Origin of the sequence: Pseudokineococcus basanitobsidens, assembly GCF_037482545.1 — a bacterium.
Lineage (GTDB): Bacteria > Actinomycetota > Actinomycetes > Actinomycetales > Quadrisphaeraceae > Pseudokineococcus > Pseudokineococcus basanitobsidens.
Window position 1 is genome coordinate 195508 of sequence record NZ_JBBIAA010000002.1, and the last position, 19071, is coordinate 214578.

At 75.4% G+C, this 19071-nt stretch carries 11 protein-coding genes and 1 pseudogene; 8 read left to right on the top strand and 4 right to left on the bottom strand.

Annotated features, from left to right (window positions below; translation table 11 throughout):
* Positions 1-1200 (bottom strand): AMP-binding protein (locus WDZ17_RS03190; protein WP_339573688.1); only part of this gene is annotated, 1200 nt, incomplete at its 3' end.
* 135 nt (positions 1201-1335) lie between these two features.
* Between WDZ17_RS03190 and WDZ17_RS03195 the strand changes: the two genes are divergently transcribed.
* Entirely contained in the window at positions 1336-2691 is a 1356-nt protein-coding gene (locus WDZ17_RS03195; RefSeq protein WP_339573689.1) for an MFS transporter, read from the top strand.
* Positions 2692-2955: 264 nt separating this feature from the next.
* On the opposite strand, the gene WDZ17_RS03200 is transcribed toward WDZ17_RS03195, so the two are convergent.
* Positions 2956-3231 (bottom strand): helix-turn-helix domain-containing protein, encoded by a 276-nt coding sequence (locus WDZ17_RS03200; RefSeq protein WP_339573690.1) that lies wholly within the window; start codon positions 3229-3231, stop codon positions 2956-2958.
* Positions 3232-3332: 101 nt separating this feature from the next.
* Between WDZ17_RS03200 and WDZ17_RS03205 the strand changes: the two genes are divergently transcribed.
* From WDZ17_RS03205 to WDZ17_RS03215, 3 genes are all read left to right on the top strand, one after another.
* Entirely contained in the window at positions 3333-6485 is a 3153-nt protein-coding gene (locus WDZ17_RS03205; protein WP_339573691.1) for a BPTD_3080 family restriction endonuclease, read from the top strand.
* The gene (locus WDZ17_RS03210) at positions 6463-9180 is read left to right on the top strand and encodes a site-specific DNA-methyltransferase (protein ID WP_339573692.1); all 2718 of its coding nucleotides are present in this window, start codon (positions 6463-6465) and stop codon (positions 9178-9180) included. Before WDZ17_RS03205 ends, WDZ17_RS03210 begins: the two co-directional genes overlap by 23 nt.
* A 65-nt stretch (positions 9181-9245) precedes the next feature.
* The gene (locus WDZ17_RS03215) at positions 9246-10988 is read left to right on the top strand and encodes an ATP-binding protein (RefSeq protein ID WP_339573693.1); all 1743 of its coding nucleotides are present in this window, start codon (positions 9246-9248) and stop codon (positions 10986-10988) included.
* Between the two features lie 309 nt (positions 10989-11297).
* Here the strand turns inward: WDZ17_RS03215 and WDZ17_RS03220 are convergent, their stop codons facing one another.
* Positions 11298-12239, bottom strand: coding sequence for a 1,4-dihydroxy-2-naphthoyl-CoA synthase (locus WDZ17_RS03220; RefSeq protein WP_339573694.1), 942 nt, complete (start codon positions 12237-12239; stop codon positions 11298-11300).
* A 65-nt stretch (positions 12240-12304) separates the two neighbouring features.
* Here WDZ17_RS03220 and WDZ17_RS03225 point away from each other — a divergent pair, with 65 nt between their 5' ends.
* Positions 12305-13741, top strand: coding sequence for a hemolysin family protein (locus WDZ17_RS03225; RefSeq protein WP_339573695.1), 1437 nt, complete (start codon positions 12305-12307; stop codon positions 13739-13741).
* Positions 13741-14889: an o-succinylbenzoate synthase gene (locus WDZ17_RS03230; protein WP_339573696.1), complete on the top strand. Its 1149-nt coding sequence runs from the start codon at positions 13741-13743 to the stop codon at positions 14887-14889. Before WDZ17_RS03225 ends, WDZ17_RS03230 begins: the two co-directional genes overlap by 1 nt.
* Positions 14890-14941: 52 nt before the next feature.
* Here WDZ17_RS03230 and WDZ17_RS03235 read toward each other — a convergent pair.
* Positions 14942-16141: pseudogene (locus WDZ17_RS03235) on the bottom strand (AbrB family transcriptional regulator); the annotation flags it as partial.
* On the opposite strand from WDZ17_RS03235, the gene menD reads away from it, so the two are divergent.
* Both menD and WDZ17_RS03245 read left to right on the top strand, forming a co-directional pair.
* Positions 16092-18164: a 2-succinyl-5-enolpyruvyl-6-hydroxy-3-cyclohexene-1-carboxylate synthase gene (gene menD / locus WDZ17_RS03240; RefSeq protein WP_339573697.1), complete on the top strand. Its 2073-nt coding sequence runs from the start codon at positions 16092-16094 to the stop codon at positions 18162-18164. The pseudogene WDZ17_RS03235 and the gene menD overlap by 50 nt on opposite strands.
* The gene (locus WDZ17_RS03245) at positions 18161-19051 is read left to right on the top strand and encodes a formate/nitrite transporter family protein (protein WP_339573698.1); all 891 of its coding nucleotides are present in this window, start codon (positions 18161-18163) and stop codon (positions 19049-19051) included. The genes menD and WDZ17_RS03245 overlap by 4 nt, the downstream gene beginning before the upstream one ends.
* Positions 19052-19071: the final 20 nt, after the last annotated feature.

The window sequence follows — 19071 nt, forward strand, 5'->3', positions numbered from 1 at the left end:
CGCGCGCCCCGCGGCGCGGAGCGTCTCCAGCGAGGGCGCGCCCGCACCGGCGGGGACGACGAGCGCGGTGACGGCGGCGCCCCACCGGTCGTCCGGGACCCCGACGACGAGCACCTCCGCCACGCCGGGGACGTCGGCGAGCACGGCCTCGAGGGCGGCCGGGGCCACCTTCTCCCCGCCCGTGGTGATGACGTCGTCGAGCCGGCCGAGGACGCGCAGCCGCCGACCGCCGGGGGCGTGCTCGTCCGGCACCCACCGGCCGGCGTCGTCCGTGCGCACCTCGGGGACCCCGTCGTCGCCCCGCTGCGGCGCCGGGCCTCCCGCGAGACCCAGCATGACGACGTCGCCGCCCAGGACGACGCGGTCGTCGGCGAGGCGCACCCGGGCGCCGGGCAGCGCGACGCCGTCGTAGACGCAGCCGCCGCACGTCTCCGTCGAGCCGTAGGTCGTGACGACCCGCACGCCGGCCCGCGCCGCCCGGGCCAGCAGCGCCGGCGGGGCGGCGGCGCCGCCGAGCAGGACGGCGTCCAGGTCCGCGAGGGCCCGGCGGCCGTCGTCGTCGTCGAGGAGACGGACGAGCTGGGTGGGGACCAGGGCCGTGCGCGCCGCCCCGGCGCCGGCGCGGGCCCGCAGGCGTCGGGCGCCGCGGACGAACGCCCCCGTGGTGAACGCCCCGGGCGGCAGCGCCGTGGGCGGGGCGCCGGCGAGCGCGCCCCGGGCCAGGACGTTCCAGCCGGCGACGTGCGCGAGCGGCAGCGCGAGCAGCCAGTGCGCCGGTCCGCCGAGCCGCTGCTCGCCGCCGCGGGCGCTCGCCCGGATGCCGTGGGCGCCGAGCTCGACGAGCTGCGGGTCCCCCGTGCTGCCGGACGTGGGCAGCAGCAGCGCGGCACCGCGGCGGGCCCGCCCGGCCGCCGCGCGCAGGCGCCCGTCGTCGGGTCCGCCGGGCAGGGGCAGCAGCGGGCCGGGCCCGGTGCCGTCGAGGCGCGCGGCCAGCAGTGCCTGGAGGGAGGCGGCCCAGGCGTCGGGGTCCTGCGCCGCGGCGGCCGGTGCGGCGGCGTCCACGGCGACCGCGACGACCGCGGCGTCGGACCCGGGCGGGTGCCCGGCGTCGGCGTCGGCGTCGGCGTCGGCGGGCGCCGGGCCCGGTCGTCCGTCGCCGCCCGCCGCCCTGCCCGGGTCCGCTTCCGTGGGCCTGCTCACGAAGCGCAGGCTACGAGCGGCGCGGTGGCGGGCGGGTGCGCCCGGTATCGTCCGCGGTGATGGGTCCGGCAGGTCGGGCTCCAGGGAACCGGTGCGCTGGTGGTGGGGCGGCGCGCAGCACTGGAGCGCACCCTCATGAGCACCCGGCCCGCAGACCGCCCGGCGGCAGGCACGCAGCCGCCCGCCCCCGCGGGGGCCGCCGCGCCGGCGGCCGCGACGACGACACCCCCGGTTCCCGCCGGGCTCCGAGGAGGCCTGGCCGCCTCGTTCCGGCAGTACCGGCACCTGCCGCGGGTCGCCGGGCGGTCCTACCTGCCGACGACCTTCCTGGCCCGGCTGCCGATCACGATGGTGCCGATCGGCGTCCTCACCCTCGGCCAGGCCGCGACGGGGTCGACCGCCGTCGCGGGGGTCGCCGCGGCCGCCGCCGCCGTCGGCGAGGCCGTCGGCGCCCCGTCCAGCGGGGCCCTCGCCGACCGGCGCGGCCAGCGCCCGGTCCTGCTCGTCGTCGCCGGCCTGCACGTCCTCGCCCTCGTCGGGCTGCTCGTCGCGGCGTCCACGGCGGTGCCCGCGGCCGTCGTCCTCGCGTCGGCGGGGGTCGGCCTCACCGTCCCCCAGATCGGTCCGCTCTCCCGCGTCCGCTGGATGGCGATGTCCCCGCGGCACGTCCGCACCGCCTTCGCCTTCGAGGGGACGGCCGACGAGGTCGGCTTCGCCCTCGGCCCGGCGGTCGTGGGCCTCTTCGCCTTCTTCGTCAACGCCTGGGCGCCCGTCGTCGTGGCGGCCGTGCTCGTCGTCGTCTTCGTCTCCGCCTTCGCGCTGCACCCCTCCGCGGACGCCGTCCGGCGCCGGACGCCCGCCGAGCGCGCCGCGCGACGGGAGCAGGCCCGCACGGCCGGGCGTCGACGCCGCGAGCCGCTCGTCCTGGTGCCGCTCGTGGGGATGCTCGCGATCGGGACCTTCTTCGGCGGCAGCAACACGGCCCTGACGGCCTCGGCGGAGGCCGCCGGGTACGCCGGGGCCGGTGGCCTGCTGGCCGCGGCCATGGCCGTCGGGTCGGCGACGACGGCGCTCGCCGTGGTCGCCCTGCCCGCCTCCCTCGGGCCGTGGCGGCGCTGGGGCGGCTCGGCGGCCGTCCTCGTCGTCGGCTCCTCGCTCATGCTCTGGGCCGCGCCGGGGCTGCCGCTGCTCGTCCTCACCACCGTGCTCGCCGGCCTCGCCGTCGGGCCGCTGCTCGTCACCATCACGGACGTCGCCGGCCGTCTCGCCCCGCAGGGCGGCGCCGGCCTGGCGCTGACGCTGCTGACGAGCGGCATCGTGCTCGGCGTCGCCGCCGGCTCCGCGCTGGCCGGGCTCCTCGCCGAGCAGGTCAGCCCGACGGCGGGCTTCGGCGCCGGCGTCGGCGCCGCCGTCGTGCTCCTCGTCCTGGGGCTCCTCGCGGCCGCGACCCGGCGACCGCTGCCCGAGCCGGACGCGGACGCGCCCGCCTGAGACCACAGCCTCCGAGCCGGCACCGGGAGCACCACCTCGGTGGGTCGGGCTGCGGACGCCCGACCCTCGGCGGGTGCCACCGCGGTCGAGGGGAGCCGGCGCACCACCCGCCGGTGGCCGTCATGGCCGGACGGCGGCCCGGCTGCTCCTGCCGGTGGGGTCGCACGTCGACGCCCACGACCTCGGGGGGCCGTCGTCATCGCTGACTGACGCCCGGCCTCGCCGTCCCGCTGCTCAGGCTCTGGCGTTGACGGTGGGGCGGCGCTACCCGGCCTGACGTCCGAAGACGTCGTCCACCAGCTGCGCCACGGGGACGCCCAGCGTGCCGGCGAGAGCGACGAGCGTGCCGATCCGTGGGTTGGACGGCTCGCGCGACTGGCGCCGGGCGATGCCTGCCTCCAGCAGCTGCAGGTGCTGGCGGCTGATGTCGGACCGCTGGGCGACGACCTCCTGCGTCAGGCCGCGCTCCTCGCGCAACGTCCTGAGCGTCAGACCGAGCCTCTCCGCGAGCGCACGCTCGAGCGGAGAGGCATGGGGCACACCGCAAGACCGTCCTGGTGTCGTCGTCTAGTGTCAGCCGTCTTTAGACGGCTTGTGCCCGAGCGGGCCTCGCCGGAGGTGGACGACGCAAGGGGGCGCGGGTGTCGGCGACGGACAACCCCATCCTGGGGAGCCCCTACGACATCCCGACGCGGCACTGGTGCCTCGACGACCGTGGCGGCATCCAGGACGACGTCGTCGACGGTCGTCGCCGCAGCGAGTCCTGGGTTCCGGTGCCCCGCCCGCGGAAGAAGAAGACCTCCGGGCAGACCGAGCTGGAGCTCCACCGCACCGACGAGCGGCGGGAGCGGAACGACCAGGTCGACCGCATCCGGCAGGTCGTCGACCTCTGGCGTCGCCGCGACTACCCGCACGTCACCGAGACGACGGGACGGCTCCTGCGCTACTGGGCCGATACCGAGCGCAGCAACCGGGTCCTCTTCGCCCAGCGGGAGGCCGCCGAGACGGCCATCTACATCGCGGAGGCGGCGGCCCGGGACGGCAACGACTGGGTGCGCCAGGAGCTGCAGCGCCTCAACGGCGAGTTCAACCAGGGCCTGCCGCGCGTCGCGCTGAAGATGGCGACCGGGTCGGGCAAGACCGTCGTCATGGCCATGCTCATCGCCTGGCAGACGCTCAACAAGGTCGCACGCCCCAAGGACCCGCGCTTCTCGACGCGCTTCCTCGTCGTCGCGCCGGGCATCACCATCCGGGACCGCCTGCGGGTGCTCGTGCCGACCGACAAGGGTAGCTACTACGGCGAGCGGGACCTCGTCCCGGCCGACCTCTGGCCCCACATGCGCCGCGCCTCGCTGACCGTCACCAACTTCCACAGCTTCCTTCTGCGCTCGACGCAGGAGGGTCGCGGCATCAGCGCCGACACCCGGCGACTGGTCACCGCGCGGGTCGACACCGACCCCTTCGTCGAGACGCCGCCGATGATGGTCGCCCGGGTGCTCCGGGGGATGGCCCAGCGACGGCCCGGTGACGGCGGGCCGCTGGTCGTCCTCAACGACGAGGCGCACCACTGCTACGCGACGGCGGGAGCGGCCGTCCTCGGGGCGACCCGCGCCGAGGACCTCAAGGGCGCGGACAAGAAGGAGGCCCTCGTCCGCAACGACGAGGCCGGCGTGTGGTTCTCCGGCGTCCGCGCCGTGGCCGAGCGCTTCGACGTCAAGGCGATCTACGACCTGTCGGCGACGCCCTTCTTCCTCAGCGGATCGGGCTACCCGGAGGGCTACATCTTCCCGTGGGTGGTGAGCGACTTCTCGCTGCTCGACGCCATCGAGTCCGGCATCGTGAAGATCCCCCGCGTCCCGGTCGCCGACGACTCCGAGGGCGACACCGTCGCCTACCTCAACCTCTGGGACCACGTCGGCGACGTGCTCCCGAAGCGGGTCGCCAAGGACGTCCGGCTCGTCGAGACGCGCGAGCTGCCGCCGACGCTCGACGGTGCGCTGCAGAGCCTCTACGCCTCGTACGCGCGGGCCTTCGCCCGCTGGGAGGCGCAGCGGCAGGAGGACTCGCTGAGGGCGGGCTCGACGCCGCCGGTGCTCATCGTCGTGTGTCCCAACACCTTGGTCTCGCGGTGGGTGTACGACACGATCGCCGGCTGGACGAAGCCCGCCGAGGGGGAGGGTGCCTCGCCCGTCCACGTCCCCGGGTCGTTGGAGCTGCTGAGCAACGTCGATCACGGTCGGCTGCTGGCCCGCCCGAGGACGATCCTCGTCGACTCGGCACAGCTGGAGTCGGGTGAGGCCCTCACATCCGACTTCCGCGCCGCCGCGGGGGAGGAGATCGCCGCCTTCCGCGCGGAGCACGCGGCCCGGACCGGGCGCGCCGGCGACGACCTCGACGACGCCGACCTGTTGCGGGAGGTCCTCAACACGGTCGGGAAGCCGGGTCGGCTCGGGGCGGGCGTCCGCTGCGTCGTCAGCGTCTCCATGCTCTCGGAGGGCTGGGACGCCAACACGGTCACCCACGTCCTCGGCGTGCGGGCCTTCGGGTCGCAGCTGCTCTGCGAGCAGGTGGTCGGACGGGGTCTGCGCCGGCGGTCCTACGTCGTGGGGGAGGACGGGCGCTTCGCCCCGGAGTACGCCGAGGTCTACGGCGTCCCCTTCAGCTTCATCCCCAGCGACCGGCCGGCGGTCGACCCCGCCCCCGGTCGGCAGCCGCAGGCCGTCAGGGCCCTGGAGGAGCGCAGCGCCGCGCGGATCACCTTCCCGCGCCTCGACGGCTACCGCGTCGAGCTGCCCGACCACCGGATCTCCGCGGACCTGTCGGCGGTCCCCGTGCACCGGGTCCGCACGGAGGACGTCCCCACCGTCACCGAGGTGGCGGGTCTCATCGGCAGCGAGGAGGTCCACGACCTCGGTCGCTTCCGGCGGGCGAGGGAGCGGACGGTCGCCTTCGAGCTGGCGAAGGCGCTGATGCGGCGGTTCTCGGTCGACGACCGCTCCGGTGGTACGCGCCCGTGGCTCTTCCCGCAGCTGGTCCGGGTGGCCGAGAAGTGGTTGGCGACCCGGGTGGACTACGAGGAGGGCACGTTCCCCGGCCTCTTCCTCATCGGCACACGGCGGTCCGAGGCCGCCGAGCGGATCTACCAGGCGATCAACCAGCAGCAGGGTGGTCGCGAGCCCCTCGTGCTCCCGGTCTTCAGCGCGCTCGGCCGCACGGGGAGCACCGACGTCGTCGACTTCTCGACGACCAAGCGCGTCATCGAGACGGACCCTGCGAAGTGCCACGTGGACGGCGTCGTCCTCGACGGGCCGGACGGCAACACGTGGGAGCAGATCGCGGCCGGCGCGCTGGAGGCGTCGAAGGACGTCGCGGCCTACGTGAAGAACGACCACCTCGAGCTGGCCGTCCCGTACCTGCACAAGGGCGCGGCCCGCCGGTACCTGCCGGACTTCGTCGTCCGCCTCACGCCCGACGGCTCCGGCGTCGAGCGGCACCTGCTGCTCGAGGTCTCGGGCGGGCGGAAGTCGCAGACGGAGGGCGCCGAGAAGGCGGCGACCGCGCGGAACCAGTGGTGCGCCGCGGTCAACAACCACGGGGCCTTCGGCCGCTGGGGGTACGTCGAGGTGGACGACCCCGTCGGCACGAAGGCCGTCCTGGCCCACGCGGTCGAGCGGCTGCGCGCCGACGAGCCGATCACCGGCCTGCCGACCGTCCTGACCGGCGGCCTCTTCGACACCGACACCGACGACTTCGACGACGAGGAGCTGGCCGATGCCGCCGCGCCGACGCACTGACACGCCGACGGGGCCGGTCCCGGTCGAGTCCTTCGAGCACGACGCCAAGCGCTCGAACATCCCGACCGCGGACGGGCGGGACTTCGTCGACGAGACGGTGCAGGCGCCGCGCGTCCTCGGGGTCGACCGCGACACGGCGCTGGACCCGCAGCTCGTGTGGCGCGGCAAGGACGAGCAGGACGAGCGCCTCGAGGTGCAGGCGCCGCCGCTCTACATCCAGGAGAAGGTCGACCCGCGGGCGCTCGTCGAGGAGCTCCGACGCGCCTCGGCGACACCGGCGGCCGAGGCGCCGGCGTCCCTCTTCGACGACTTCGACGGGCTCGAGGGCTTCGAGGCCGTCGAGTACTACCGGCACGAGGCCAACTGGTCGAACCGCATGATCCTCGGCGACTCCCTCGAGGTCATGGCCTCCCTGGCCGAGCGCGAGGACCTGCGCGGGCAGGTGCAGTGCATCTACATCGACCCGCCGTACGGCATCAAGTTCCAGTCGAACTGGCAGGCGTCGACGAGTAAGCGCGACGTCAAGGACGGCAAGCTCAGCGACGCGACCCGCGAGGTCGAGCAGATCAAGGCGTTTCGCGACACGTGGGAGCTGGGTATCCACTCCTACCTTGGTTACCTGCGCGACCGGCTGACGATGGCTCGTGAGCTGTTGACCGACAGCGGCAGCGTCTTCGTGCAGATTGGGGACGAGAATGCTCATACCGTACGAGCGCTGCTCGACGAGGCCTTCGGACGCGCCAATTTTGTGTCCGAGATCACGTACGTCACGACGAGCGGGCGATCTGCGCAGCATCTTGACCAGGTGAGCGACCGCATCCTGTGGTACGCCAAGGACATCGACCGATCAAAGGTCCGACACCTCTGGCGTTCGCGGTCGCAGAAGACGCTCGACGAGCAATACACGATGGTGGATCTGGCCGACGGCACATGGCGTCGGTCGACGCGCGAGGAGCGCCGAGGCGAGCAGCCGTATCCGGCCGCGTCTCTTCGCTTCATGCCTGACAACATGTCGTCGAGCGGCGCGTCTTCGGAAGGCAGTCAGCCGGTCACCGTGAACGGCGAGGTCTACTCACTGCCGCCTAACACTCACTGGAAGACGCACGCGGAAGGAATGGCTCAGCTGGCTCGAGCGAGACGGCTCGTCCCCGTGGGCCGGCGTCTGCGCTACAAGCGTCTCATGGATGACTTCCCCTGGGGTCGTTACACGAATCACTGGGAAGACACCGTCATCAGCGGTTACAACGACGCCAAGGTGTATGTCGTTCAGACATTGGCCAAGGTGATCGAGCGCTGTCTCCTCATGACCACCGACCCCGGCGACCTCGTCCTCGACCCCACCTGCGGCTCCGGCACGACCGCCACGGTCGCGGAGCAGTGGGGACGCCGGTGGATCACCATCGACACCTCCCGCGTCGCCCTCGCCCTCGCGCGGCAGCGGATCATGGGCGCTCAGTACCCGTACTACCTCCTGGCGGACTCGCCCGCGGGTCGCGCCAAGGAGGCCGAGCTCACCGGCGAGCGCCCACCCGCCACGACGGCGACCGGGGACCTCCGGCAGGGCTTCGTCTACGAGCGCGTCCCGCACGTGACGCTCAAGTCCATCGCCAACAACCCGGACATCCGCGAGGGCATGTCGCGGGCGGAGATCGACGCGGCCATCGCCCGTCACGCCGAGAGCGAGACGCTGTACGACCGCCCGTACACCGACCCGAAGCGGGTGCGGGTCGCCGGCCGGTTCACCGTCGAGTCGCTGTCGCCGCACCGGTCGGTGTCCTTCGACCGCGAGATGGACGAGAGGCCGGACTCCGAGGCGACCTCGGACGCGGGTGCCGACGTCGTCGACGACCGCCCCAGCTACGAGCGCACGGTCATCGACAACCTGCGGACGGCCGGGGTCCAGAACGGCCGCAAGAACGAGCGCTTGCTCTTCGAGAGCCTCGAGCCGCACCCCGGCGTCGCCGTCCAGGCCGTCGGCACGCGCCGTGACGCCGACGAGGCGACCCCGCAGCGCATCGCCGTCGCCCTCGGGCCCGAGTACGGCACCGTCAGCCCGGAGCTCGTCAAGCAGGCCGCGCGCGAGGCGCTGCAGGGCAACGGCCACGACCTGCTGCTCGTCCTCGGCTTCTCCTTCGACGCCGGCACGCTCGGGACGGTCGACGAGTTCCGGCCCGAGGCGGTGACGGACGAGAGCGGCGACTTCGCCACCGTCGCGGCGGAGCGGCGCCTGGGGCGGCTGCCCATCCTCCTCGTGCGGATGAACACCGACCTGGCCATGGGCGACGAGCTCCTCAAGAAGACCGGCGCGGGCAACCTCTTCACCGTCTTCGGGGAGCCCGACGTCGCCGTCGAGCGAGACGGCGACCGGGTCGTCGTCGAGATCAGGGGCGTCGACGTCTACAACCCGACGACAGGTGAGGTCCGCTCCGACGAGCCGGACTCCATCGCCCTGTGGATGCTCGACACCGACTACGACGGCGAGTCCTTCTTCGTCCGCCACGCCTACTTCTGCGGGGCGGGCGACCCCTACGCGCGGCTCAAGCGGTCGCTGAAGGCGGACGTCGACGAGGCCGCGTGGGAGTCGCTCAACAGCACCCGCTCGCGGCCGTTCCCGGTGCCGTCGACCGGGCGCATCGCCGTCAAGGCCATCAACGACTACGGCGACGAGGTGCTCACCGCCCTGTCCGTCACGTGACGCCGTTCCCGGTCACCGACCTCTACAGCGACTTCTACAACGACCTCTACATGTAGGTTTCGCGGGTGGACGTCGAGGAGCTCGAGTCGCTGCTGCTGCGCCTGCGCGCTGAGGGCAGCGACACGGCCGACGTCGAGGTCAAGGCCGCAGTCGGAGGCCTGCCGACCGACCTGGCGACGACGTTCTCGGCCTTCGCCAACACGCCGGGGGGCGGTGTCGTCGTCCTCGGCGTCGACGAGCGAGCCGGCTTCGCCGTCGTGGGGGTGTACGACGCGGCTGCCGCGATGAAGGCGATGGTGGCTGTCGCACGGCAGAGCCTCGACCCGCCCGTCGTCGTCCATCCCGAACGGCTCGACGTGGCGGGCCACGTCGTCGTCGTCGTCCGGGTGCGTGAGGCCGACCTGCACGCGAAGCCCGTCCGGGTGGGGGCGACCGGTCGGGCCTACCTGCGCGCCTACGACGGCGACTACGTCCTGTCGCACGTCGAGGAGCAGGCCTTCGTGGCGAGCCGGTCGACGCCGGTCTCGGACCACGCGGTCGTCGCCGGCACGAGCGTCGAGGACCTCGACGAGGACCTGCTCCGGGCGTACATCGCCTCCTGCCGAGCCTCGTCGTCCTCGTTGGCCGCCATGCCGGACGACGAGGTCCTCTTCCGCACCGGGGTCACCGCGGGGCGGGGGCAGGAGGTGACGGTCGCGGGACTTCTCTCCCTCGGCGTCTACCCGCAGCAGCACCTGCCCAACTGCGTGATCCAGGCGTCCGTCGCTCCCGGGGTCGGGGACACGGCTGCACGAGCGGAGGACGTGCGCCGCTTCGACGGTCCGATCCCGGTGATGCTCGACGAGGCACTGCGCTGGGTCCAGCGCAGCTCACGGACACGCCTGCGCCGTGCGGCGCCCGGCGTCGTGCGGGACGAACCCGAGTACCCGCTCGACGCCGTCCGCGAGCTGCTCTCCAACGCCCTCATCCACCGTGATCTCGGGGCTCACGCGCTCACGACAGCCGTGACGCTGCGTCTCGACGACGCCCGTCTCGTCGTCAGCAACCCCGGGGGCCTCTGGGGCATCACGGTCGACCGCCTCGGCCTGGAGGGAATCACCTCCGCCCGGAACGGCCGGCTGCTGCGCATCTGCCAGAACGTCCGGACGAGGGCCGGCGACCGCGTGGTCGAGGCGCTGGCGACGGGCATCCCCACGGTGCTGCGCTCTCTGCGGGAGGCGGGGATGGTCGCCCCCCGGTTCCAGGACCGGGGTATCGGGTTCACCGTCCTCGTGCCGAACCACGCGCTCCTGTCGGTCGAGGACCTCGCCTGGCTCGCGGGCATCCGCGCTGCGCAGACGCTGGACGACCGGCAGCGCCACGCCCTCGCGGAGATGCGACGAGGCGCCGAGTGGACCAACCAGAGCTACCGCGACGCCTTCCCCATGGACTCGCGTGAGGCGACCCGAGCGCTGGCGGAGATGGTGGAGGCCGGCGTCGCCGTCGCGCGTGGGGAGCGGCGTGCGAGGACCTACGCACTCGCGCCAGCACTGTCTCGATCGTCGTCAGCGGACTCGGGCGCGCCAGGGGCGCTCGGCGCTCGGGGTGTCGACCGGGCGAGCCGACGCGGTGATCGTTCGGCGAACGCCGAGCGCGTGGTGGCGGTCCTCGGCGGGGGGCCCCTGACGACGAGGGAGCTGGTCGACCGGACGGGCCTCACCTCCCGTCAGCTGGGGTACGCCCTCGACCCGCTGAGACGCGACGGTCGTGTCCGTCTCGAGGGGGGCCAGGGGGTGAGAGGCAGTCGGTACCACCTCGTCGAGCCGTGATCGCTGGTCCCCGACGGTCGTGAGGCCCCGCGGTCTGGCTCGAGCAGAGCCGCCGACGTCGGTGCATCTCCGGGCCGTGTGGTCGGTGACCGCGTCCTGACCACGTGTGCGCCGAGGTCGCGGTGCACCGCGACCTCGGCGCACACGTGGTCAGGACGCGGTCACCGACCACACGGCCCGGAGATGCACCGACGTCGGCGGCTCTGCTCGAGCCAGACCGCGGGGCCTCACGACCGTCGGGGACCAGCGATCACGGCTCGACGAGGTGGNGGCGGTCAGTAGTACCAGGGGCTCAGTAGTACCAGGGGCTCAGTAGTACCAGGGGAAGCCCGACCAGTCGGGGGAGCGCTTCTCCAGGAAGGAGTCCCGGCCCTCGACCGCCTCGTCGGTCATGTACGCGAGGCGGGTGGCCTCGCCGGCGAACAGCTGCTGGCCGACGAGGCCGTCGTCGGGCAGGTTCATCGCGTACTTCAGCATCCGCTGCGCGGTCGGCGACTTGCCGTTGACCTCGGCGGCGACGACGAGCGCCTCCTCCTCGAGCCGGGCGTGGTCGACGACGAGGTTCACCGCGCCCATCCGCTGCATCTCCTGCGCGTCGTAGGTCCGCCCCAGGAAGAAGATCTCCCGGGCGTTCTTCTGCCCGACCATCCGCGCCAGGTAGGCCGACCCGTAGCCGGCGTCGAAGCTGCCGACGTCGGCGTCGGTCTGCTTGAAGCGGGCGTGCTCGCGGCTGGCGACCGTCAGGTCGCAGACGACGTGGAGGCTGTGCCCGCCGCCCGCGGCCCAGCCCGGCACCACGGCGACGACGACCTTCGGCATGGTCCGGACCAGGCGCTGCACCTCGAGCACGTGCAGACGCCCGCCCTCGGCCCGCGCCCGCACCGCGTCGACCGTGTCCGCGGTCTCGCCGCTCGCGTACTGGTACCCCGAGCGGCCCCGCACGCGCTGGTCGCCGCCGGAGCAGAAGGCCCAGCCGCCGTCGCGCGGGCTGGGGCCGTTGCCCGTCAGCAGGACGCAGCCGACGTCCGGCGTGCGCCGCGCGTGGTCGAGCACGCGGAGCAGCTCGTCCACCGTCCCGGGACGGAAGGCGTTGCGGACCTCGGGGCGGTCGAAGGCCACCCGGACGGTGCCGCGCTCGGGCCCGGGGCGCACGCACCGGTGGTAGGTGACGTCCGCGAGGTCGGAGAAGCCGGGCACCTCCGCCCACGCCGCCGGGTCGAAGGTCTCGGAGACGTCCGCGCGCGCAGCCACGGCCGGGAGCGTGCCACGACGGGCCGCCGTCGCCGTCCTCGCGCGACGCCAGGGATCATGGGGGCATGTCGCTCGGCTGGGAGATCGTGCTCGTCGTCGTCTTCGTGCTCGTGGGCGGTGTCTTCGCGATGTCCGAGCTCGCGCTGGTGTCGCTGCGCGACGGCCAGGTCCGCGCGATGGTCTCCGAGCGGCTGCGGGGCGCCGCGGCCGTGGAGCGGCTGCGGGCCTCCACCAACCGCTTCCTGTCCGCCGTGCAGATCGGCGTCACCGCGGCGGGGTTCTTCGCCTCCGCCTACGGCGGCGCGACCATCGCCGGGCGGCTCTCGCCCGTGCTCGAGGGCTGGGGCGTCCCGAGCGGCCTGGCGTCGACGCTGGCGCTCGTCGTCGTCACCGCGCTCGTCTCCTACGTCTCGCTCGTGCTCGGCGAGCTCGTCCCCAAGCGCATCGCGCTGCAGAAGCCGGACGCGGTCTCGCGGCTCGTCGCGCCGATGCTGGAGAAGATCGCCGTCCTGGCGACGCCGGTCATCTGGCTGCTCGGCCGCTCGACCAACCTCGTCGTCCGCCTCCTCGGGATGGACCCGCACGAGGAGCGCGACGAGGTCAGCGAGGAGGAGCTGCGCGAGATGGTCTCGACGCACGAGGACCTCGACGACGACGAGCGGCGCCTCATCGACGACGTCTTCGCCGCGGCCGACCGCCGTGTGGCCGAGGTCATGATCCCGCGCACGGAGGTGGAGTTCCTCGACGGCGCCCTGTCGCTGGAGGAGGCCGCGAGCGCGATCGAGCACCAGGCGCACTCCCGCTACCCGGTCACCGGCGAGGGCGTGGACGACATCATCGGCTTCGTCCACGTGCGCGACGTGCTGACGGCGCTGCGGCACCGCGAGTCCACCGACCGCCTGACCGACGTCATGCGCCCCGTCAGCCTCGTCACCGGGACGCAGGCGGTGCTGCCGGCCCTGTCCGAGATGCGCCGCACCCGCCGGCACATCGCCGTCGTCGTCGACGAGTACGGCGGGACGGACGGCATCGTCACGCTGGAGGACCTCGTCGAGGAGCTCGTCGGCGACATCCAGGACGAGCACGACCGCGCCGAGGCGGACGCCGAGGTGCCCGTGCGCGGCCGGGTCGAGGTGTCCGGGCTGCTGCACCGCGACGAGGTCGTCGACGAGACCGGGGTCCAGCTGCCCGAGGGGTCGTTCGAGACGCTCGGCGGGTACGTCATGGCCGAGCTGGGCCGTGTCCCGTCCGAGGGCGACGCCGTCGAGTCGCTCGGCCACCGTTTCACCGTGCTGCGCCTGGACGGCCGCCGCGCGGACCGCATCTGCGTCGAGCGGCTCGAGGAGGAGGACGGGGACGAGGGAGGAGAGGACGCCGGTGACGGCCCCGCGCGCCGGGGGCGCGGCGGTGTCCCGGCGGGCCGCGCCGGCAGCGGTGACGTCGGGACGGGGGCGACCGCGGGCTCCTCCACCGGGACGGACGAGGACGGGCGCCGCGCCTGATGCCGACCTGGACCGGCGGGACACGGGCCCCGGCGCCCTGGCCGCCGCCGGGCTGCGACCCGGCCACGCCCCTGCCGACCGCGCAGGAGCTGCTGGCGCGGGCCGTCGTCGTCGACCTGCCGCTGCGCACCCGCTTCCGTGGGCTCGACCGGCGGGAGGCGCTCGTGCTCCGCGGCCCGGCCGGGTGGGCCGAGCTCGCCCCCTTCCTCGAGTACGACGACGAGGAGGCCGCCTGGTGGCTGGCCGCGGCGGTGGAGGCGGCCTGGCTCGGGCCGCCGCCGCCCCTGCGCACCGAGGTGCCCGTCAACGCGACCGTCCCGGCCGTGCCCACGGGCGACGTCGCGGCCGTGATCGCGCGCACGCCGGGCGCCCGCACGGCGAAGGTGAAGGTCGCCGAGCCGGGCGTGCCCCCCGCGCGCTCCCTCGCCGAGGACCTGGACCGCGTCGCCGCCGCCCGGGAGGCCCTCGGCGCCGGCGGCCGTCTGCGGGTCGACGCGAACGGCGGCTGGTCACCGGAGCAGGCCGAGCGGGCGCTCACGGCGCTGCGCGCCCAGGGGCCGCTCGAGTACGCCGAGCAGCCGTGCGCCGACGTCGCCGGCCTCGTCGCGCTGCGGGCCCGCCTCGCCGCGGCCGGCGTCGACGTGCCCGTGGCCGCCGACGAGAGCGTCCGGCGCGCGCAGGACCCGCTCGCCGTCGTCCGTGCCCGCGCGGCCGACGTCGCCGTCCTCAAGGTGCCGCCGCTGGGCGGCGGCCGCGCGGTGCTCGCCCTCGCCGAGCTCCTGCGGCGCGAGCACGGGGTCCCGGTCGTCGTGTCCAGCGCGCTCGACACGGCCGTCGGGATCGCCGCGGGCGTGCGCGCCGCGGCGGCCCTGCCGGGGCTGGCCCACGCCTGCGGGCTCGCGACGGGCAGCCTGCTGGCGCGGGACGTCGCGCCTCCGCTCGTCGTCAGCGCCGGCGCGCTGCCCGTCGCCGAGGCCGACCGTGTCCTCGCGGGCGTGGACCCCGCCGACCTCGAGGCCCTCGCGGCGCCGCCGGACCGGGCCCGCTGGTGGGCCGACCGCCTGCGGCGGGCGCGGTCGGTCCTGGCCCGGTCGGCACCGGCCGGCCGGCCGGCCCACCACCCCACCACCAGGCCAAGCCCCGGCTGATGGCGGGGGCGGCGACGAGCATGACGAGCAGCCGCAGCACCTGGACCGCGAGGACGAAGGTGACGTCCGACCCCGTCGACAGCGAGGCCGCGAGCACGGCGTACAGCCCGCCCGGCGTCGTGGCGAGGTAGCCGTCGAGCAGGCTCGCGCCGGTCAGCGCGGAGAGCAGCACGCCGAGCCCCGCGCACACGGCGATGACGACGACGATGAGCAGCAGCGCCGCCGGCAGCACCCGACGGACGACGGTGACCGTCTCGCGGGTGAAGGAGAGCCCCGCCTGCAGGCCGATGAGGCCGTAGGCGACCTGCACCAGCGGGCCCGGCACCTGCGCCCCCGCCGACAGGCCGAGACCGCCGACGACCGCCGCGAGCACGAGCGGACCGAGCAGGGAGCCGGCCGGGACGCGGCTGAGCCGCCCGACCACGGTGCCGACCGGGCCGACGACGGCGACGAGGAGCAGGCCGGCCCACCACGGGGCCGGCGTCCCCCCGACGGGTCCGTCGCCGCCGGCCCCGCCCCCGGTGCCCACCCCGGTGACGAGGAGCACGAGCGGCAGCGAGCCGGTGATGACGAGGACCCGCAGGTACTGCACGACCGCGACGAGGCGCTGGTCGGCACCGAGCTCGGCGGCGATGGCGACGAGCCCGGACGCCCCGCCCGCGGTGAGGGCGAAGGTGCCCGTCAGCGGGTCGACGTCGCGGTGGCGCCCCAGGAGGAGACCGGCCAGCAGGCTCACGACGAGCGTGAGCACGGTGACGACGAGCACGGGCAGCCAGTCCGAGGCCAGCCCCGTGAGCGTGTCCGGCTGCACGAGCGTGCCGATGAGGACGCCCAGCACCGCCTGCGCGCCGAGGAAGAGGCTCCGCGGGATGCCGCGCGGCCCCCGCGGATCCGTCCCCGACAGCCCGGACAGCGCCGCCACCACCCCCACGACGAGTCCCGCGAACAGGACGCCGGAGGGGACGCCGACGAGCTCCAGCGCGCCGCCGAGGACGGCCGTCGAGACGACGACGGCGGCCCAGCGCCACCACGGGACGGCCAGCAGGGACGCCCGCGCCCGCCGGAGCCGGCCGCCACGGCCGGACGGCGCGTCGTCGTCGCCCGTCGTCTCCCGCACCCCTCCATCCTGGACCGGGGCGAGGGCCGTCCCGCGCAGGGCGGCCCGGGGCGCGGCCCGGGTGGGCGGCCCCCAGGATGGGCGGGTGCCGCACCCCGCGCAGACCTGCGCCACCGCGCTCGTCGCCGCGCTCACGGCCCGGGGGGTCCGCCACGTCGTCCTGTGCCCCGGCTCCCGCTCCGCGCCGCTGGCCTACGCGCTCGCCGACGCCGAGCGGGCCGGGGAGCTCGTCGTGCACGTGCGCACCGACGAGCGGGCGGCCGCCTTCACGGCCCTCGGCGTCGGGCGCGCCACGGGGGTCCCGGCGGCGGTCGTGACGACGTCGGGCACGGCCGTCGCGAACCTCCACCCCGCCGTCCTGGAGGCCCACCACGCCGGCGTCCCCCTGGTCGTCGTCTCCGCCGACCGGCCCCACGCGCTGCGGGGCACGTGGGCCAACCAGACGAGCGAGCTGCAGGCCGGGCTCTTCGGCGCCGCCGTGCGCGTGGCGCTCGACCTCGCCGCGCCCCCGGACGGCGAGGACCCGGACGGCGTGGACCCGGACGGCGAGGGCGGGGACGGCGAGGGCACGGACGCCGCGGCGGCACGGTGGGCGCAGGCCGTGGCGGGCGCCGTCGACGCCGCGCGCGGGCTCCCGCCCGCGGGGGGTGGCGTGGCCCCGCGCCCGGGACCCGTCCACGTCGACGCGGCCTTCGCCGACCCGCTCGTCCCCGACGGGGGCCCTGCCGCGTCGCCCGCGGTGCCGGCGCGCCGCCTCGGCCCGCCGCCGCGCGGTCAGGACGTCCACGTCCTCGTCGCCGGACCGCGCACCGTCGTCGTCGCCGGGGACGCCCCGGCCCGCACGGGCTGGGGCGCCCGGTGGCTCGCCGAGGCGGGCGGCTGGCCGCTGCTGGCCGAGCCGACCTCGGGCGCCCGCTCCGGCCCCTGCGCCGTCGGTCCGTACCGGCTGCTCCTCGAGCGCCCGGAGCTCGGGGGACGCGTCGAGCGCGTCGTCGTCGTCGGGCGGCCGACGCTCTCGCGCCCCGTGGCGCGCCTGCTCGCCGACCCGGCCGTCGAGGTCGTCCAGGTGGTCGAGCACGCCGACGACCCGGGTCCTCCGCCGCGGCCGGGACTGCGGCGCGTCGTCGGCACGGCGGTGCCCGCCGGGGTGCTCCCCGGTGCGTGGCCCGCCGACCGCGCCCTGGCCCCGGACGCCTGGCTGGGGGCCTGGCTGCGGGCGGGGGAGGCCGCCGCAGCGGCCGTCGACGGGGTCCTCGCCGCCGGGCCCGTCACCGGCCCGCTGCTGGCGCGGGAGGTGGTCGCCGCCACCGGGCCGGGCGACCTGCTCGTCCTGGCCGCCTCGAACGCCGTCCGGGACGCCGACCTCGCCGGCGCGCCCGTCGTCGAGCCCGCCCTGGACGCGCAGCGGCGCCCGTCGCCGCCGCCGCTGCGGGTGCCCGAGGACGTGCGCGTCGTCCTCGCCGGGCGCGGGCTCGCCGGCATCGACGGCACCGTCTCCGGCGGCGTCGGTGCCGCGCTCGCGACCGGGCGACGCACGCGCGTGCTCGTCGGGGACCTCGCCGCGCTGCACGACCTCGCAGGCCTCGCCGTGCCCGCCGACGAGCGCGCGCGGACCACGCGGTGGTCGCGCCCACCGCGGGTCCAGGTCGTCGTCCTCGACGACGGCGGCGGCGGCATCTTCGGGCTGCTCGAGCACGGCGAGGTCGCCGGCGGCTCGCCGGCACGCGCCGCCGACGTCGAGCGCCTCTTCGGCACCCCGACCGGCGCCGACCTCGTCGCGCTGGCCGGCGGGCTGGGGGTGCCGGCGCGTCGGGTCGACACGCTCGAGGACCTGCGGGGCGCGCTGCGGGACCCCGGGCCCGGGCTGCAGGTCCTCGTCGTGCCCGTCGACCGCGCCGGCCTGCGCGACCTGCACGCGCGCCTGCGCCGCGAGGTCGGCCGTGCGCTGGACGGCGAGATCGCGGGCGGCGGCGAGGGCACGGACCCCCCGGACCCCCACCACCCGGACCCCCACCACCCGGACCCCCCCCCCCCGGACCCCCCCCACCCGGACCCCCACCCCCCGGACCCCCCCCACCCGGACCCCCACCACCCGGACCCCCACCACCCGGACGCCGTACCCGGCGACACCACCCCGCCCCCAGGAGACCGCCCGTGAGCGATGCCCAGGCCCGCGCCGACCTCGGCGACAGCGACGAGGCGATCGAGGACGACCTGTCCGAGGCCGTGGACGCCATCGTCGACGACGGCGCCCAGCGCCTGCACCGCACGTGGCGCGAGCTGCTCATCACCGGCTTCTTCGGCGGCCTCGAGGTCGGGCTCGGCGTCCTGGCCCTGCTCGCCGTCTACGACGCGACCGGCAGCCACCTGCTCGCCGGGCTCGCCTTCGGCATCGGCTTCCTCGCGCTCATGCTCGGCCACAGCGAGCTCTTCACCGAGGGGTTCCTCGTGCCGGTGACGGCCGTGGCCGGCGGGCACGGCTCGGTCAGCCAGCTGATCAAGCTGTGGGGCGGGACCTTCGTGGCCAACCTCCTCGGCGGGTTCCTGTTCATGGCGCTCGCGATGACCGCGTTCCCGGGGCTGCGGGCGACCACCGTGGAGATGGGGGCCCACTTCGTGCAGATGCCCCTGGGCCTGGAGTCGGCCGTCCTCGCCGTGCTCGCCGGCAGCACGATCACGCTCATGACGAGGATGCAGCAGGGCGCCGACGGCGAGGTCGGCAAGATCGCCGCCTCGTTCGCCGGCGGCTTCCTGCTCGCCGGCCTGCAGATGGCGCACTCGGTGCTGGACTCGCTGCTCGCCTTCGGTGCGCTCATCGCCGGCGCACCGTTCGGCTACCTCGACTGGCTCGGGTGGGTCGTGCCGACGGCGCTGTTCAACATGGTCGGCGGGCTCGTCCTCGTGACCGGCCTGCGGCTGCTCCGCAGCAAGCAGAGCATCGGCCAGGAGCGCGAGGAGGCCGGTCAGCCGGCACGACCCCGCCCGGTCCGGCGGGCCCAGGAGGCGGCCGGCGCCGACGGGGGACGCGACCCCGAGCGCGAGTGACGCGCGGGGGAGCGCCGGGC

Bases quoted from the DNA above. Each gene is read 5' to 3' on its own strand.
- WDZ17_RS03195 (WP_339573689.1), top strand. From the start codon at position 1,336: ATGAGCACCCGGCCCGCAGACCGCCCGGCGGCAGGCACGCAGCCGCCC.
- WDZ17_RS03210 (WP_339573692.1), top strand. From the start codon at position 6,463: ATGCCGCCGCGCCGACGCACTGACACGCCGACGGGGCCGGTCCCGGTC.
- WDZ17_RS03225 (WP_339573695.1), top strand. From the start codon at position 12,305: ATGTCGCTCGGCTGGGAGATCGTGCTCGTCGTCGTCTTCGTGCTCGTG.
- WDZ17_RS03230 (WP_339573696.1), top strand. From the start codon at position 13,741: ATGCCGACCTGGACCGGCGGGACACGGGCCCCGGCGCCCTGGCCGCCG.